The sequence below is a fragment of the Streptosporangium sp. NPDC005286 genome (assembly GCF_040607515.1).
Lineage (GTDB): Bacteria > Actinomycetota > Actinomycetes > Streptosporangiales > Streptosporangiaceae > Streptosporangium.
This window is the reverse complement of the sequence record NZ_JBEXGU010000014.1, coordinates 76,346-91,358: the sequence shown is the minus strand read 5'-3', so window position 1 is coordinate 91,358 and position 15,013 is coordinate 76,346. Positions and strand designations below refer to the sequence as shown.

Here is a 15,013-nt window from a genome sequence, read left to right as displayed (position 1 = left end):
GGACGGTGACACCGTCGGTGACACCGTCCCGCCCGCCGCGCGATCACCGCTCCTGGAGCCCCGCCAGCCATTCGAGCAGCAGGCGCACGCCGTATCCGGTGGCTCCCTTGCTGAACAGGCCCTCGTCCGCGCCGCTACGGCCGACGCCGGCGATGTCCAGGTGTGCCCAGGGCCGCCCGCCGGTGAACTCGCGCAGGAACAGCGCCGCGGTGACGGAACCCGCGCCGTAGGTCGATCCGGCCTCGATGTTGGTCAGGTCGGCCACCGACGAGTCGAGCGCGGGAAGGTAGTCCTCGATCAGCGGCATCCGCCAGAGCCGCTCCCCACTGACCTCCCCCGCCTCGACCAGCGCGCCTGCCAGCGCGTCCTCGGAGGCGAAGACCGCGCCGAGACTCTTGCTCAGGGCCACGCTGATCGCCCCGGTCAGCGTGGCGATGTCCACCATGACGTCCGGGTCCAGCTCCGCGTCGGCGTAGGCCAGCGCGTCGGCCAGCACCAGGCGGCCCTCGGCGTCGGTGTTGAGCACCTCCACGGTCCGGCCGCCGTACTGCGTGATCACGTCCGAGGGGCGCTGGGCCGTACCGGAGAAGGAGTTCTCGGCGGCGGCGATCAGGCCGGTGACCCGGATCGGCACGCCGAGCGAGGCCAGCGCGCCCAGGACCGCGATGACCACCGCTCCGCCGGCCATGTCGGTCTTCATGAACACCATGCCGGCGGTCGGCTTGAGCGACAGGCCGCCGGTGTCGTACGTGATGCCCTTGCCGACCAGGACCACGTGGCGCGTCGCGCCCTCGGGCCGGTAGGAGAGCTGGATCAGCCGGGGCGGGTTCACCGACCCCTTCCCGACGGCGAGGATGCCGCCGAACCCGCCGGAGCGCAGCTCCCGCTCGTCCCACACCCGCGCGGCGACGCCCTGCTCGGCGGCGCGCTCGGCGAGCCAGGCCGGTGACTTCACCGAGGAGGGGGTGTTGGTCAGGTCCCTGGCGAGCGCGACGGCCCCGGCGATCACCTCCGCGCCGGCGACCTCCGCCTCGACCCCGTCTCCGACGAACTCGAGCGTCGTCACGGGGGACTTCGCCTCGCCGACCCTGAAGGTGTACGTGGCCAGCAGCGCGCCCTCCACGAAGGCGGCCACCGGCCCGCCGGGCAGCACGATCCTGATGGCGTCCTTGCCCTTACCGCGCCGCGCCACCGCCGCGCCGGCCTTGCGCAGGGCCGTCGCCGAGCCGTCTCCGACTCCGTAGAGGAGCACCCGGCCCACGGCGTCGCCGTTCGCGACGGGAACCTCGACGATCTCACCCGCCTCGCCCTTGGCCTGGTAGTGGGCGAGCAACGCCGCCACGGGCACCGGCAGCTCGATCTCGGGTGCGAGATCCTCGGCGAAGGGAACGGCGAGCAACTCGGCGTCGCCGAAGGACTCGGTCTCAGCGTCCTCCCCGGCGGACAGCCCCTGGGCATAGGGCACGCGGGGCAGGAGCAGGTAGGGGGAGATGGGCATGGGTGACTCCAGTCGTCAGGCCCGGCAGGAGAGAAACGCCGGGGAGAACACCGCGGCCCTGGCGCGAGCCGCCGCAAGGCGGTCCGACGGCCAGGGCCGTGTTCATCGTCGGTCGCGCGGGCCATCGCAGGTGTCATGCTCCCCGAGCAAGCTCAAATAGGGCCCGGCTCCGCCACTCTGTCTTAGATCGGTATTAACCGACGATTTTCTTCAGTTCCTCACCAAGGGCGCTTGCCTCGTCCGCGGAGAGCTCAACGACGAGACGGCCGCCACCCTCCAGAGGAACCCGCATGACGATCCCCCTGCCTTCCTTGACGACCTCCAGCGGACCATCACCGGTCCTCGGCTTCATAGCCGCCATGCGTGTATCCCTTCCTGCTTCGGGCTCCGGATCTCCGACTGACCCGAGGGTGGCCGACGCATTCACGTCTTCTGTGATGTCCTATTATCCCGCCTCCGCACGGAGAATGGGAACGATCAGTCTCAGCGTCGGCTCATCCGGCGATCAAGACCGTTGTCCGAGACCCCCCGGACGGCCAAACTTGTCCTCGTGAACGCCCGCGCCGCGCTCTTCGATCTGTACGGGGACCACCTCAGATCCCGAGGCGGCCGCGCGTCCGTGGCCGCCCTCGTCCGCCTGCTCGCCCCGCTGGACATCGCCGCTCCGGCCGTGCGCACCGCCATCTCGCGGATGGTACGGCAAGGCTGGCTGGCGCCCGCCCGGCTGCCCGGAGGCCCCGGCTACGAGGTCACCCCCAAGTGCGTGCACCGTCTCGACGAAGCCGCGTTGAGAATTTACCGAGTTGGGACGATCACCTGGAACGGCCGGTGGCACGTCCTGGTGCTGGAGCCCGTGCGCGAGCGGTCCAGGAGGGAGCGCCTCCGGGCCGAGCTGTCCTTCATCGGGTACGCGCCCCTGTCCGAGACCACCTGGATCGGCCCCCGCCCCTCCCCCGAGCTGGAGACGATCCTCAGCGGCGAGGGCGTCGGCGCCGAGCGGTTCGACGCGGTGCTCGACGGCGACCCCGCGGCACTGGCCGCCAGGACATGGGACCTGGGCGGCATCGGTGCCGCCTACCAGAGATGGCTGGCCCAGGCGATGGACCTGGTCGGCGAGCTGCCCGGCAACGCGAGCGACGCCCGGGTGTTCGCCGTCCGCAGCAGGCTGCTGCACGGCTGGCGCAACTTCCTGTTCCGCGACCCCGGGCTCCCAACCGAGCTCCTGCCGCGAGGCTGGCCGGGGGAGCAGGCCAGAATCTACTTCGAACACGAGGCCGGACGGCTGCTCCCAGCCGCCGCCGCCTTCGTCGACCGCCACCTCGGCGAGCCGTAGCACGCGGAGCCGGGAAGCCTGAAGGAGCCCTTGTTGAACGACGTTCTCTACTCCGTCGATGACGCCGTCGCCACCATCGTCATCAACCGGCCGGAGGCGATGAACTCGCTGACCTCCCGGGCGAAGACCGCCCTGCTCGAGGCGGTGACCGCGGCGTCGCGGGAGCGCGCCGTGCGGGCGGTGCTGCTGACCGGGACGGGGCGGGCGTTCTGTGCCGGCCAGGACCTGAGCGAGCACGCCGCGAACCTGGAGGCCGGGCGGGGCCTGGACGACACGGTACGTACCCAGTACAACCCGATCGTCCGCACGATCACCGAGATGGACAAGCCGGTCGTCGCGGCGGTGAACGGCGTCGCCGCGGGCGCGGGCGCCGCGCTGGCCTTCGCCTGCGACCTGCGAATCGCCTCGGAGAAGGCCAGGTTCGCGATGGCCTTCTCCGGCATCGCCCTGGCCCCGGACTCGGGCGCCTCCTGGACCCTGCAGCGCCTGGTCGGCGCGGGCCGCGCGGCGGAGCTGCTACTGCTCGGCGAGCCCATCGGCTCGGCCCGCGCGCTCGAACTCGGGATCGTCTCCCAGGTCGTCCCCGCCGACGAGCTGGACATCGCGGCCCGCGCACTGGCCGTACGGCTGGCACAGGGGCCCACGAGCGCCTACGCGGCCACCAAGCGCGCCCTGCGGTTCGCCTCGACCGGTTCGCTGGCCGAGGCCCTGGAGCTGGAAGCCGACCTCCAGGACGCCTGCGCCAAGACCGACGACCACCTGAACGCGACCCGTGCCTTCCTCGCCAAGGAGCGCCCGGTCTTCCAGGGCCGCTGACGTCCCTTGGCCGGTCTCGGGGGATTCCGCGAAACCGCCGCGTACGTGCGGGGACTTCCGGCGTCAGCGGGGCCCGGCCGCGCGGAGTTCCCCCTCGCCCGCGAGGGGGAGGCCGTCAGGCCCGGCGCGTCCAGCAGTCGGCCAGGTGGTCGTTGACGAGGCCGATGGCCTGCATCAGCGCGTAGGCGGTGGTCGGGCCGACGAAACGGAAGCCGTGTGACTTGAGCTCCCTGGCCAGCGCCTTGGAACCGGGGGTCTGGGCGGGCAGGTCCGCCGGGGTCTTCGGAACCGGCGAGCCGGGGTCCGCGTGACTCCAGACGAGGTCGGACAGGCCGATGCCGAGCGCGGCCCTCGCGTTGGCGATCGTCGCCTCGATCTTGGCCCGGTTCCTGACGATGCCTGCGTCGCCGAGCAGGCGTTCGACGTCCTGCTCGCCGAAGGCGGCCACGGCCGGAATGGAGAACCCCTCGAAGGCGGCGCGGAAGTTCTCCCGCTTGCGCAGGATGGTGATCCAGGACAGGCCGGACTGGAACGCCTCCAGCGTGATCCGCTCGAACACCCGGTCGTCGCCGGTGACCGGGCGGCCCCACTCCTCGTCGTGATAGGCGATGTAGTCGGGGGCCGCGCTCACCCACCCACAGCGCACGAGCTCCACGGGTGCCGCGGGCACGACGGGTCGCGAGGTCTCGGTCAACGGGACTCCTCCTTGTTGTCCTTCCCCGGCCGCTCACCGAGGTGGACGCCGACGGTACCGGAGGACGGCTCCGGCGAGGCCCCGGAAGGGGACGGGGAGTCCGGCACCTGGGACGGCTCGGACGGCGAGGAGACCCGCGACGCGCCGGGCGGCTTCTCCGCCACGGAAATCTCATCCGCCTCGGGGAGCCCATCGGCCCCCTCCGGCCCGTGCTCGACCCGTGGAACGGCCGGTGACCCGCCGGAATCCCCTCCGTCCGGCACGGGGTCCGGCACGGGCTCGGCCGCGTCGGGGAGCCGGTGCGGCGCCTCGCGCTCGGTGAGTGAAACGGCGGACGACCCGCCGGACCGCTCCTTGCCCGCCGCGGGCCTGCCGTGGCCGGAGAGCTCGTACGGCGCCTCAAGCTCGCGCAGGGTGGCGGGCAGGCCGCCCTTGAGCTCGTGGCGGGCCTGGAGCCTGCCGGCGAGCAGCTCGGCCACCCGCTGCTCCAGCACGGCGATCCTGGTGTCGCGCTCGCTCAGGGCTCCGGCGACCCGGTTCAGCGCCTCGTCCACGCTCTGGGTGTGATAGCCGACGAGGCTCACCGGGAGCTGGAGCGCCATGAAGTCGACGGCACCGAGCTGGCCGCCCTTGGGCAGGTCCAGCGGAGGCACGTCGGGAGCGAACTCGCTCAGCTCACCCCCCCGCCCCATGGCGACCACCGTGACACTGGCGATGACGGCTACGGCAGCGAGGGCTAATACGACCAGCACATACGAATCGTGCCACAACTCCGCTGACCTAGGATCAGGTCGTGACTCCTCCGTTCCCTGAAGAGAGCAGCCTCCCGCCCGCCTCCGCCGAGGTGGGCGACGGCCGGGCTCCGGCCTCTCCGAGCGGGCGGACCGGGGCGGTCCCACCGGTCCCGCCGACGGCCCCCCTCGTGCTCGGACCCGGCGATCCGGGCGAACCCCGCTGGGTCGAGGCCCACTCGATCGGGGAGGTCGAGGAGCTCGTCCGCGCCGGGCGCACCGTGGTCGTCACCCCCGCCAGGCTGGCCGCCGCCACCGCCGGAGACGAGCGGGACGCCGAGGCCGCGGAGCTCACCGCGGCCTCGATCTGTGCCTGGGCGGGTGCCCGCGTGTTCCGTACGGATCGCCGGGAACAGGTGCGACTCGCGGTCGAGATGACCGACTCCCTCGCCGGGCGGCGTCCACCCGCGCTAACCCGCCGTGGCCTCGCCTAGTTCCTCGGCGCTCGGTTCCAGATGCCTGGTCGACTTCTCCAGCAGCCGGAACGCCTCGTCGACCGTGGCGGTCCAGGAGATGGCGTCGAAGACGTTCGGCCGGGTGAAGCCCGCCTCCTGCATGCCATCGACCAGGTCCCGCAGCGGCCGGTAGATGCCCCACGGGTCGAGGACCACCAGGGGCTTGTCGTGCAGGCCCAGCGTGCGGGACGTCCAGATCTCGAACAGCTCCTCCAGCGTTCCGATGCCGCCCGGCAGCACCAGGAAGGCGTCGGAGCGGGCGTCCATGACCCCCTTGCGCTCGCGCATGTCGCCAGTGATCACCAGCTCGTCGGCGTGCTCGTCCGCGAGCTCGATGTCCACCAGTGACTGGGGGATCACGCCCACGGTACGGGCGCCGCCCGCGCGGGCCGCTCGGGCGATCGCGCCCATGCAGGAGACCTTGGCCCCTCCACTCACCAGGTCGTGCCCGCGCCTGGCGAGTTCCGCACCGACCTCCTCGGCCAGCTCCTGGTACTTCTTGTCGATTCTCTGACTAGACGCGAGGAATACACATATGAACACGCCCCGACCTTATTCGGCATCGCCGGCCAGGGTCATGGGCTTCTCCGCTCGTCCCTGGCCCGCCCGCCCCTGGTGCGGTCGGCCTCCACGATGATCCGGACCGCCTCCTCCACGTCGTCGGTGACGTGGATGAGATCCGCGTCCCGGGCGGAGATCTTGCCGGTCCGCACGAGGGTGTTCCTGATCCAGCCGATCAGGTCGCCCCAGAACTCGGTGCCCATCAGCACCACGGGGAAGGAGGTGACCTTCCCCGTCTGGACCAGGGTGAGTGCCTCGAACAGCTCGTCCAGGGTGCCGAACCCGCCGGGCAGCGTGATGAAGCCGCAGGAGTACTTCACGAACATGGTCTTGCGCACGAAGAAGTAGCGGAACTCGATGCCGAGGTCGACGTACTCGTTCATGCTCTGCTCGAAGGGCAGCTCGATGCCCAGGCCGACCGAGACACCGCCGGACTCCGCCGCCCCCTTGTTGGCGGCCTCCATGCAGCCGGGGCCACCACCGGTGATCACGGCGTAGCCCGCCTCGGAGAGGCTCTTGCCCAGCTTGATCCCCATCTCGTACTCGGGGGTGCCCGCGGGGGTGCGCGCGGATCCGAACACGGTCACCGCCTGGGGCAGCTCGGCGAGCTGTCCGAAGCCCTCCACGAACTCGGCCTGGATCCGCATCACCCGCCAGGGGTCCATGTGCAGCCAGTCGGCCGGCCCTCTCCGGTCAAGAAGCCGCTGGTCGTAGGTGGAGTCGGAGACGAGGTCACCGCGGACCACCGCGGCTCCCTGGCGGCGTTCAGGACGTGTTTTCTTCATGCGGGACACCGTAGTGCCGTCCCAGAAAAATCTTGAAAAATCTCTATGAAAACATGGAACCGAATTTTGACGAGGGCGCGTCTAACTGCCGAGGGTGCTGCTCGGGACTGAAAGTGGCTTTCCCCGCCAAATGGCCGGCGAGGAAAGCCACTTTCATTTGCGCCCGGCACCGCTCCGGCCCCTCGTGGGGTAACCGCCCACGTCAGGGCGGAGCGGATCCGCCGTGAGCGGCACACCTGACCGGATGACTCCGGCCTTTCACGACAGCCAGCCGAGCATTCCGCGCTCGCAGTCGGCGATCTTCTTCAGTGAGACGAACTCCCCCTGCTGGTGCGCCATATTCGGGTCTCCGGGGCCGTAGTTGACGGCGGGCACGCCGAGACCGGCGAAGAGCGAGACGTCGGTCCAACCGAGCTTGGCCCTCGGTGTGCCGCCCACCGCGTCGACGAAGGCCGCCGCCACCGGATGGGTCAGGCCGGGCCGCGCGGCGGCCGCGCCGTCGGTGAAGCGGACCTCGTACCCCTCGAACACCTCGCTCACGTGGGTCCGCGCCTCCTCCAGCGACAGGTCGGGGGCGAAGCGGTAGTTCACCGTCACCACGCACTCGTCCGGGATCACGTTGCCCGCGACGCCACCGCCGATGCCCACCGCGTTCAGGCCCTCGTGGTACTCCAGCCCGTCGACGACGGGCAGCCTCGCCTGGTAGGCGTTCAGGATCGCGAGCACCGGCTGGGCGGCGTGGATCGCGTTGACCCCGAACCAGGACCTGGCGCTGTGCGCCCGCTTGCCCCGGGTGACGATCTGGGCCCTGAGCGTGCCCTGGCAGCCGCCCTCGATCGTGCCGTCGGTGGGTTCCATGAGCACCGCGAAGTCCCCGGCGAGCCAGTCGGGGTGCCTGCGGCTGAGCCTGAGCAGGCCGTTGCGCTCGGCCTCGATCTCCTCGCAGTCGTAGAAGACGTAGGTCACGTCCCTGCTGGGCTCCGGGAGGGTCGCCGCCAGCTTCAGGGCGACCGCGACGCCGGCCTTCATGTCCGAGGTGCCGCAGCCGTAGAGCAGGTCGCCCTCGACCCGGCTGGGCAGGTTGCCCGCGACGGGGACGGTGTCCAGGTGTCCGGCGATCACCACCCGCTCACCGCGGCCCAGATGGGTACGGGCCACGATCGACTCGCCGTCGCGCTCGACCGTCAGGTGCGGGAGGAGCCGGAGGGCCTCCTCCACGGCGTCGGCCAGTGCCTTCTCGTCGCCGCTGACCGACTCGACGTCCACGATCCGGGCGGTGAGCTCCCCGACATCCTGTGTGAGATCCAGACGCGTACTCATGCCCGCGACCCTAGTGCCCGCGCGGGATCCGGACGAGCCCGCCCCCGCCGCCGCCAGCCGTGTCCGCGCGGCATCCGGTCGAGTTCGGCACGGGGGCCGGACGACCCCTGCCGGGCGGAGCGCCTATCCGTGTCCGTGCAGCATCCGGTCGAGTTCGGCCCCGCCGGGCCTGCGGCCCTCCTCCAGGCGCTCAAGCACCAGCACGCAGCGCAGCCCGAAGGTACCGCCGGGAAACTCGCGCCGCCGGGTCCCCCCTGCCACCACACACCAGTCCGGGACGCGACCACGGCCGAGTTCCTCTCCCGTCCGCACGTCGACGACAGGGGTCGAGCCCGACAGGATCGTCCCGGCGCCGACCACGGCGCCCCGGCCCACCCGGGCCCCCTCGGCGATCACCGCACGGCGGCCGATCAGCGCGCCGTCCTCGACGACCGCGGGTGCGGCCCTCGACGGTTCCCCCGCGGCGCCGGAGCCCTCCTCGCCGTCCTGGCCGCCCGCCGCTCCGACGCCGACCCCGCCGGCCAGGTGGACGTTCTTGCCGATCTGGGCGCACGAACCGATCGAGACCCAGGTGTCCACGGTGCTGCCCTCGTCCAGGTGGGCGCCGATGTCGACGAACGAGGGCATCAGCACCACGCCTCGCGCCAGGTAGGCGCCCCAGCGGGCGATCGCCCCCGGCACGACGCGTACCCCGTCGACGGAGGTCTTCAGCGGAAGACGGTCATGGTGATGGAAATCACCCACCTGGGACCTGGCCATGCCGAGCACCCGGAAGGCGAGCATGACGGCCCGCCGGGCGCGCTCGTCCACGACCACCTCGCCGGTGGGGGAAACCTCCGCCACCCGGGCCTTTCCGCCGTCGAGCATGTCCACCGCGCTCACCACGACGGCGCGGGCCTCGGCGTCGGCGGGGCTCAGTTCGGCCCGGCGTCGCCACAGCTCGTCGACGGCCGCGGGCAGCGGGCTGGCATCGCTCTGGGTCATGGCCCGGAGCCTAGTGTTCACAGCGTTATCACAGGCTGAGCAATCGCGGGGACCGGTAGGTTCTTGACCGTGCGAGGGCGCTTCTCAAAAGGGGTTATCGCGATCATCGCGATCGTGGTCGTGCTCGTGGTGGCCATCACCGCGGGTCTGTTCACCCTGCTCAAGCGGGCGAAACCGTTCGTCGACCTCGGCGAGGGGTGCAGGATCACGACTCCGGAGGGCTCGCTGGACCTGGACATCGCGCAGGCCCAGGTGGCGGCGGCCATCGCGGCCGTGGCGGCCCGCAGGAAGCTGCCCGAGCGGGCCGCCGTGATCGCCTACGCCACCGCCATCCAGGAGTCGAAGCTGGAGAACCTGAGGGGCGGCGACCGCGACTCGGTCGGCGTGTTCCAGCAGCGGCCCTCCCAGGGTTGGGGAAAACCCAGCCAGCTCATCGATCCCGTCTACGCCTCGGAGAAGTTCTTCGCCGCGCTGGTGAAGGTGAAGGGATACCGGAAGCTGCCGCTGCACGAGGCGGCCCAGGCGGTGCAGCGCTCGGCCGACGGGTCGGCGTACGCCCAGCACGAGGAGGACGGGAAGATCCTCGCCGCGGCGTTCACCGGACGCGTCCCCAAGGCCGTGCACTGCTGGTTCCCCGTTCCCTCGGGCAAGAGCCCGCGCCCCGACACGGGTGCGGCGAAGAGCGAGCTCACCAGGGCGCTCGGGGCCGCGTTCGAGGCCCCGTCGCGCAGGCGCGGCTGGCTGGTGGCCGGCTGGTCGATCGCCCACGCCAAGGAGTTCGGGCTGACCAGGATCCGCTACGACGGCCAGTCGTGGGTCTCCGCGAACGGCCACGACGGCTGGAAGGCCGACCCCAAGGTGCCCGCGGGGAAGGTCGAGATCTCCCAGTGATCCGGTGCCGCCTCCGGATCACTCCCCTGCTCACGCCCGCGGGGCTCAGCCCTTCTTCTCGATCCTGATCGTGCCGGGGGCCAGGGGCTGGGCGTGTGAGGCTCTCCAGCGCTGGCCCTGCAGGCGTTCGAAGCTGAGCAGGCGGCCGTCGGCCGCCCGGTAGTCGGCGAAGTCGAGCAGGCCCCGCTCGGGCATCGAGGTGACGCCCTCGCCGCGGAAGGCCGCGGTGCCACGGTCGATGGGGAGGAAGTCGACCCCCTCAACGCTCAGGGTGGTCTTGGCGGGGATCATGCCCTCGGTGGGCACCTGCGTCCACAGCAGCACCTCCAGGTGCGGCGGTTCGCCGGTCGTCAGGCCGTCGTGCATCTGGATCGAGAGCCACTGGTAGCGGCGGGTGCCGTCGTCGAGAAGGTACTCGGTCCACTGGGTGCCCTGCCACGACAGGTACAGGGCGCCGAGAACGCGGCTGCGCACCCCCTGGCATTCGATCGTGTCGCCGACCTTGATCGTACGGGGGTCGGGATAGTCGATACCGACATGGCCCATGGCCGGTTGGGGCGGCTGCGCGGCCCCAACCGAGGAGGGGTGGGTCTCGCCGGGAGGCTCGGGATCGTCGGCCCCCCTGTCCTGACGCGTCGTCGCGAAGAACGCGCCGAGCAACAGGACAAGGGTGACCACACTCAAACCGAGTATCACGGCGACCTCGGGGGTCATGCCGCGCGATCCTACTGGAGGCGGCGCACCGCCGCACTGATGCGTTCGTCACCGGCCGTCACGGCGACCCTGACGTGCCCCTCACCCGCGGTCCCGTAGAAGTCGCCGGGGGCGACCAGGATCCCCCTGTCGGCCAGCGCGCGGACCTGCTCCCAGCAACCCGTCCCGTTGGACGCCCACAGGTACAGACCCGCCGTGGAGTGCTCGATCTTCCAACCGGCCGCCTCCAGGGCGGGACGGAGCGCCGCGCGGCGGGCGGCGTAGCGGGCCCGCTGCTCCTCGGCGTGCTCGTCGTCGTCCAGCGCGACGGCCATCGCCGCCTGGACCGGCGCGGGCATCATCATGCCGGCGTGCTTGCGTATCTCCAGCAGCCGCTTGATCAGCGCGGGGTCGCCGGCGACGAACCCGGCGCGGTAGCCGGCCAGGTTGGAGCGCTTGGACAGCGAGTGCACCGCCAGCAGGCCCTCGTGCGAGCCGCCGCAGACGTCCGGGTGCAGGATCGAGACCGGCTGCTCCTCCCAGCCCAGCTCGATGTAGCACTCGTCGGAGGCCACGACCGCGCCGTGCTCGCGTGCCCACGAGACGACCTTGCGCAGGTGCTCGGCGGGCAGGACCTTACCCGTCGGGTTGGACGGGGAGTTGACCCAGACCAACGGCACCCGCTCCGGCCCGAGCGCGAGCAGCCCGTCGGCGGCGTACGGCTCGGCGCCCGCGAGGCGGGCCCCCACGTCGTAGGTGGGGTAGGCCAGCTCGGGGAAGATCACTCGTTGCCCCGCCCCGACACCGAGCAGTGTCGGCAGCCAGGCCACCAACTCCTTGGAACCGATCAGCGGCAGCACGTTCGCCTGATCGAGGATCACTCCGTGCCTGCGCCGCAGCCATCCGGCCGCGGCCGAGCGGAGGCGCTCGGAACCGTGGGTCTGCGGGTATCCGGGGCTGTCCGAGGCGTCCGCGAGCGCCTGGCGCACGATGGCGGGCACCGGATCGACGGGGGTGCCCACCGAAAGGTCGACGATCCCGTCGGGATGCGACGCCGCCAGTTCCTTCAGCGGCGTGAGCCGGTCCCACGGAAAGTCCGGCAGGCCGATCATCGGAGCCTCGCGGGCACGTTCGGGTTCTCTGACCGGTTAGGAGTGGCGCTCACTTGATTCAGCCGTCGTCTTTCGCTCTGTCGGATCTGCCGGTGACACGCACCGGAGGAGCGATTTCTCACCCCTCCGGCATCGGACCCCGGGCACCGTCCTTTGGATCTTTCGCCCACCGCGGCCGGTCAGGCGGCACCCCGCCGCGTTGTCGCCGGTCGCCGCGGCACGCCGCGGCGACCTCCTTCGCTCCACGAGGCGGCAGCCGACCGATCCTCGCCGCGGCAAGATCTGCCCGACAGGACCTAGTGGCTCTCGGCCTGCGGGGGCAGAGCCTCGACGACCGGGTGGTCCTTCTCGATCTTGCCGACCTTGGAGGCGCCGCCGGGCGATCCCAGGTCCTCGAAGAAGTCCACGTTCGCCTTGTAGAATTCCTTCCACTGCTCGGGAAGGTCGTCCTCGTAGAAGATGGCCTCCACCGGACAGACGGGTTCGCACGCGCCACAGTCGACGCATTCGTCGGGGTGGATGTAGAGCATCCGTCCCCCCTCGTAGATGCAATCGACAGGGCACTCCTCGATGCATGCCTTGTCCAGGACGTCCACGCAAGGCTGCGCGATGACGTAGGTCACCTCGGGCTCCTTCTTCTTTACGCACCTAGGCACGACTTCGACCGCGGGTTGCTTAGCCCTAGTATTGCCGGGCCTGCCACGTGTCTGAAACGGGAGGGGGCAAAAGTCGATGGCCCTTGGTTTCGGTGCTCGCCTAAATATCACCATAACCCCCTCTGACGTGGGCAAAAGAGTCACCACGCGGAGACGGGTTCCCGAGGGATTCCGGGACGCGGTGGGCGAGTTGGAGTTCTGGCGGGACGGCGTGCTCGGCGTACGCAAACGGGACGGCACGCTGGTCGAGATCGGCGAGGAGACGCTCGCCGCGGCGAAGGTGGTCCAGGAGCCGCGACCCCCGCGCGCGTGAGGCGCCCACCGGCACGTTCGGGTAAGCCGCTCGCCAAGACACGTATAAGCCGTCCGGTAGGAAGGGCCGCGCCTGCTCGACCGGACGAATGACAGCGGAGAGTATTTTCTCCGTGACCGTACGTACCAGCGCCGCAGCCGCCGTGATCCTCACGGCCACGATCGCCGGATGTGGCGCCCCGGCTCCTCAGAACATTCAACTCCCGCCGGTCAACACCCGGGCCGCCTCCATGAAGGAGGGCTTCTCGACGATGGAACGCCTCGTCGAGGCGGCCAAGAAGGAGGGGACCCTCACAGTGATCGCGCTACCGCGCGACTGGGTGAACTACGGCGAGATCATCGACACCTTCGCCGAGGAGTACGGAATCAAGGTCGACCAGCTGGAACCCGGCGCGAACAGCGCCAGGGAGATCGCGGCCATCCCCGCGCTCAAACCCGACGTGTTCGACCTGAGCATGGACGTCGCCGTGTCCAAGTCCGACCTCTTCGCCCCGTACCGGGTCCAGGGCTGGCAGGACATCCCCGACCATCTCAAGGATCACCGGGGCACCTGGTACGCCGGGTACGGCGGCTACATGTCCATCGGCTACGACCCGAGCAAGGTCGCCGCCCCCGCCTCCTTCTCCGACCTGCTGAAGCCCGGTCACAGCGTCTCGCTGCCCGGCGACCCCCGGGAGGTCTCGGCGGCCTTCAACGGGGTGATGGCCGTCTCGCTCAGGGGCGGCGAGGCAAGGGCGGAGCGGGGCGTTGAGTTCTTCCACCGCCTCAAGGGCGCGGGCAACCTCGCGGCGACCCCCAAGGCGGCCTCGGTCGTCGTCGACTGGGACTACCACAACGCCGAGCGGGCGGCCGCCGGCAAGGACTGGAAGGTCGCGATTCCCGGCGACGCCGTGCTCGGCTCGTACTACGTCCAGGCCATCAACAAGCAGGCCCCGCACCCTGCCGCCGCCCGGCTCTGGCAGGAGTTCCTGTTCTCCGACAAGGGCCAGAACCTCTTCCTGAAGGGCTATGCCCGCCCGATCAGGATGGAGGCCCTCCAGATGCGCGGCACCCTGGACGACGAACTCGCGGCCAAGCTCCCCGCCACCAGCGGGAGGCCCGTGATCCTCACCGTCTCGGAGATCGACAGGGCCAGGGCCTACCTCCAGCGCGAGTGGGCCAGAAAGGTGAGATGAGGGTGGGGCTGATGAGACTGATATGTCGTGACTTCCCAGAGGCTCTAAAGTGTCTGGAGAGTACCGATAAGAGACCTTGGCGTCTCAGAATGTGAGCTGATCGTCTTGCGATACGACGCGCCTAGCTTGACGAGGTGGAACGCTCGCGCCTACGACAGCAGCTTCGGGTACGTTTCAGCACATGGCGCCCCCCTGGTCGAACTACTCGACCCGCAGCCGGGCGAGCGCATCGTGGATCTCGGCTGCGGCACGGGGACGCTGACCGCCGAGATCACCTCCCGGGGCGCGCACGTCCTGGGGATCGACGGATCGCAGGCGATGATCGAAAAAGCCCTGGCGCAGTACCCGGGGCTGGACTTCATAGTCGGCGACGGCCGCGACTTCACGGTGGCCCAGCCCTACGACGCGGTCTTCTCCAACGCGGCCCTGCACTGGATGGGCCAGGAGCCGGACGCGGTGATCACCAGTGTCCGCGAGGCCCTCGCACCCGGCGGACGGTTCGTGGCCGAGATGGGCGGCGCGGGCAACTGCGCCGCGCTGACGGCGGCGCTGTCCACCGCCTGGCGGGAGTACGGGCTCCGTGAGCCCGGCCTGCCGTGGTACTTCCCCACCCCCGCCGAATACGCCACAAGGCTGGAGAAGGGCGGCTTCACGGTCCGCCTGCTGGAATACTTCGATCGGCCGACCCCGCTCGACGAGTGCCCCAACGGGGCGGCCGACTGGGTGCGGATGTTCGCCGGTTCGCTGCTCCAGGAAGTGCCGATGGAGATGGTCGACTCGCTGCTCCACCGGGTGAACGAGCTGGCCGCCCCCGCCCTGCGGCGGGAGACCGGCTGGATGGCCGACTACGTGCGACTGCGGTTCGCGGCTGTACGCCGCTGAACCGACCCAATGCGCCGTGGCGATTTGCCAGACTATGGTCTGTTCCATGAGTCTC

Annotated in this window: 18 protein-coding genes; 7 read left to right on the top strand and 11 right to left on the bottom strand. The window is 70.5% G+C overall.

Going from position 1 to position 15,013, the window contains the following annotated elements; all coding sequences use genetic code 11:
• Window positions 1–43: 43 nt before the first annotated feature.
• Together ABZU75_RS08330 and ABZU75_RS08325 are read right to left on the bottom strand one after the other, a co-directional pair.
• On the bottom strand, window positions 44–1,498 hold the full coding sequence (locus tag ABZU75_RS08330; protein ID WP_355550831.1) for a leucyl aminopeptidase: 1,455 nt from the start codon (window positions 1,496–1,498) through the stop codon (window positions 44–46).
• A 193-nt stretch (window positions 1,499–1,691) separates the two neighbouring features.
• Window positions 1,692–1,859, bottom strand: a complete 168-nt coding sequence (locus ABZU75_RS08325; protein WP_084195322.1) for a DUF3117 domain-containing protein — start codon at window positions 1,857–1,859, stop codon at window positions 1,692–1,694.
• A gap of 189 nt (window positions 1,860–2,048) precedes the next feature.
• Between ABZU75_RS08325 and ABZU75_RS08320 the strand changes: the two genes are divergently transcribed.
• Together ABZU75_RS08320 and ABZU75_RS08315 are read left to right on the top strand one after the other, a co-directional pair.
• Window positions 2,049–2,831 (top strand): PaaX family transcriptional regulator C-terminal domain-containing protein, encoded by a 783-nt coding sequence (locus ABZU75_RS08320; RefSeq protein WP_355550828.1) that lies wholly within the window; start codon window positions 2,049–2,051, stop codon window positions 2,829–2,831.
• 33 nt (window positions 2,832–2,864) lie between these two features.
• Complete coding sequence (locus ABZU75_RS08315; protein WP_355550826.1) at window positions 2,865–3,647, top strand: enoyl-CoA hydratase-related protein; 783 nt, start codon at window positions 2,865–2,867, stop codon at window positions 3,645–3,647.
• A 115-nt stretch (window positions 3,648–3,762) separates the two neighbouring features.
• On the opposite strand, the gene ABZU75_RS08310 is transcribed toward ABZU75_RS08315, so the two are convergent.
• Together ABZU75_RS08310 and ABZU75_RS08305 are read right to left on the bottom strand one after the other, a co-directional pair.
• Complete coding sequence (locus tag ABZU75_RS08310; protein ID WP_355550824.1) at window positions 3,763–4,341, bottom strand: DNA-3-methyladenine glycosylase I; 579 nt, start codon at window positions 4,339–4,341, stop codon at window positions 3,763–3,765.
• Window positions 4,338–5,093, bottom strand: a complete 756-nt coding sequence (locus ABZU75_RS08305) for a hypothetical protein (RefSeq protein WP_355550822.1) — start codon at window positions 5,091–5,093, stop codon at window positions 4,338–4,340. The genes ABZU75_RS08310 and ABZU75_RS08305 overlap by 4 nt, the downstream gene beginning before the upstream one ends.
• Before the next feature lie 41 nt (window positions 5,094–5,134).
• On the opposite strand from ABZU75_RS08305, the gene ABZU75_RS08300 reads away from it, so the two are divergent.
• Window positions 5,135–5,566, top strand: coding sequence for a hypothetical protein (locus ABZU75_RS08300; RefSeq protein ID WP_355550820.1), 432 nt, complete (start codon window positions 5,135–5,137; stop codon window positions 5,564–5,566).
• Here ABZU75_RS08300 and ABZU75_RS08295 read toward each other — a convergent pair.
• The 4 genes from ABZU75_RS08295 to ABZU75_RS08280 form a co-directional block, all read right to left on the bottom strand.
• Entirely contained in the window at window positions 5,543–6,130 is a 588-nt protein-coding gene (locus ABZU75_RS08295; RefSeq protein WP_355550818.1) for a TIGR00730 family Rossman fold protein, read from the bottom strand. The genes ABZU75_RS08300 and ABZU75_RS08295 overlap by 24 nt on opposite strands.
• A gap of 32 nt (window positions 6,131–6,162) precedes the next feature.
• Window positions 6,163–6,933: a TIGR00730 family Rossman fold protein gene (locus ABZU75_RS08290; RefSeq protein ID WP_355550816.1), complete on the bottom strand. Its 771-nt coding sequence runs from the start codon at window positions 6,931–6,933 to the stop codon at window positions 6,163–6,165.
• A 258-nt stretch (window positions 6,934–7,191) separates the two neighbouring features.
• Window positions 7,192–8,253, bottom strand: a complete 1,062-nt coding sequence (gene dapE / locus ABZU75_RS08285; protein WP_355550814.1) for a succinyl-diaminopimelate desuccinylase — start codon at window positions 8,251–8,253, stop codon at window positions 7,192–7,194.
• Window positions 8,254–8,376: 123 nt separating this feature from the next.
• Window positions 8,377–9,237: a 2,3,4,5-tetrahydropyridine-2,6-dicarboxylate N-succinyltransferase gene (locus tag ABZU75_RS08280; RefSeq protein ID WP_355550812.1), complete on the bottom strand. Its 861-nt coding sequence runs from the start codon at window positions 9,235–9,237 to the stop codon at window positions 8,377–8,379.
• Between the two features lie 69 nt (window positions 9,238–9,306).
• Here ABZU75_RS08280 and ABZU75_RS08275 point away from each other — a divergent pair, with 69 nt between their 5' ends.
• Window positions 9,307–10,128: a hypothetical protein gene (locus tag ABZU75_RS08275; protein ID WP_355550810.1), complete on the top strand. Its 822-nt coding sequence runs from the start codon at window positions 9,307–9,309 to the stop codon at window positions 10,126–10,128.
• A 45-nt stretch (window positions 10,129–10,173) separates the two neighbouring features.
• Here ABZU75_RS08275 and ABZU75_RS08270 read toward each other — a convergent pair whose 3' ends face one another.
• From ABZU75_RS08270 to fdxA, 3 genes are all read right to left on the bottom strand, one after another.
• Entirely contained in the window at window positions 10,174–10,842 is a 669-nt protein-coding gene (locus tag ABZU75_RS08270; RefSeq protein ID WP_355550808.1) for a DUF4178 domain-containing protein, read from the bottom strand.
• Window positions 10,843–10,853: 11 nt separating this feature from the next.
• Window positions 10,854–11,933, bottom strand: coding sequence for a succinyldiaminopimelate transaminase (gene dapC / locus ABZU75_RS08265; RefSeq protein ID WP_355550806.1), 1,080 nt, complete (start codon window positions 11,931–11,933; stop codon window positions 10,854–10,856).
• Between the two features lie 296 nt (window positions 11,934–12,229).
• Complete coding sequence (gene fdxA, locus ABZU75_RS08260; protein ID WP_030910647.1) at window positions 12,230–12,556, bottom strand: ferredoxin; 327 nt, start codon at window positions 12,554–12,556, stop codon at window positions 12,230–12,232.
• Window positions 12,557–12,716: 160 nt separating this feature from the next.
• Here fdxA and ABZU75_RS08255 point away from each other — a divergent pair, with 160 nt between their 5' ends.
• From ABZU75_RS08255 to ABZU75_RS08245, 3 genes are all read left to right on the top strand, one after another.
• A complete protein-coding gene (locus ABZU75_RS08255; RefSeq protein WP_342666812.1) occupies window positions 12,717–12,902 on the top strand; it encodes a hypothetical protein in 186 nt (61 codons plus the stop codon).
• A 112-nt stretch (window positions 12,903–13,014) separates the two neighbouring features.
• Window positions 13,015–14,076, top strand: coding sequence for an extracellular solute-binding protein (locus ABZU75_RS08250; RefSeq protein WP_355550803.1), 1,062 nt, complete (start codon window positions 13,015–13,017; stop codon window positions 14,074–14,076).
• 126 nt (window positions 14,077–14,202) lie between these two features.
• A complete protein-coding gene (locus ABZU75_RS08245) occupies window positions 14,203–14,958 on the top strand; it encodes a methyltransferase domain-containing protein (RefSeq protein ID WP_350921759.1) in 756 nt (251 codons plus the stop codon).
• Window positions 14,959–15,013 lie beyond the last annotated feature (55 nt).

Coding starts and splice junctions, on each gene's coding strand:
- ABZU75_RS08330 (WP_355550831.1), bottom strand. CDS start 1,498: ATGCCCATCTCCCCCTACCTGCTCCTGCCCCGCGTGCCCTATGCCCAG.
- ABZU75_RS08325 (WP_084195322.1), bottom strand. CDS start 1,859: ATGGCGGCTATGAAGCCGAGGACCGGTGATGGTCCGCTGGAGGTCGTC.
- ABZU75_RS08290 (WP_355550816.1), bottom strand. CDS start 6,933: ATGAAGAAAACACGTCCTGAACGCCGCCAGGGAGCCGCGGTGGTCCGC.
- dapE (WP_355550814.1), bottom strand. CDS start 8,253: ATGAGTACGCGTCTGGATCTCACACAGGATGTCGGGGAGCTCACCGCC.
- ABZU75_RS08280 (WP_355550812.1), bottom strand. CDS start 9,237: ATGACCCAGAGCGATGCCAGCCCGCTGCCCGCGGCCGTCGACGAGCTG.
- ABZU75_RS08270 (WP_355550808.1), bottom strand. CDS start 10,842: ATGACCCCCGAGGTCGCCGTGATACTCGGTTTGAGTGTGGTCACCCTT.
- dapC (WP_355550806.1), bottom strand. CDS start 11,933: ATGATCGGCCTGCCGGACTTTCCGTGGGACCGGCTCACGCCGCTGAAG.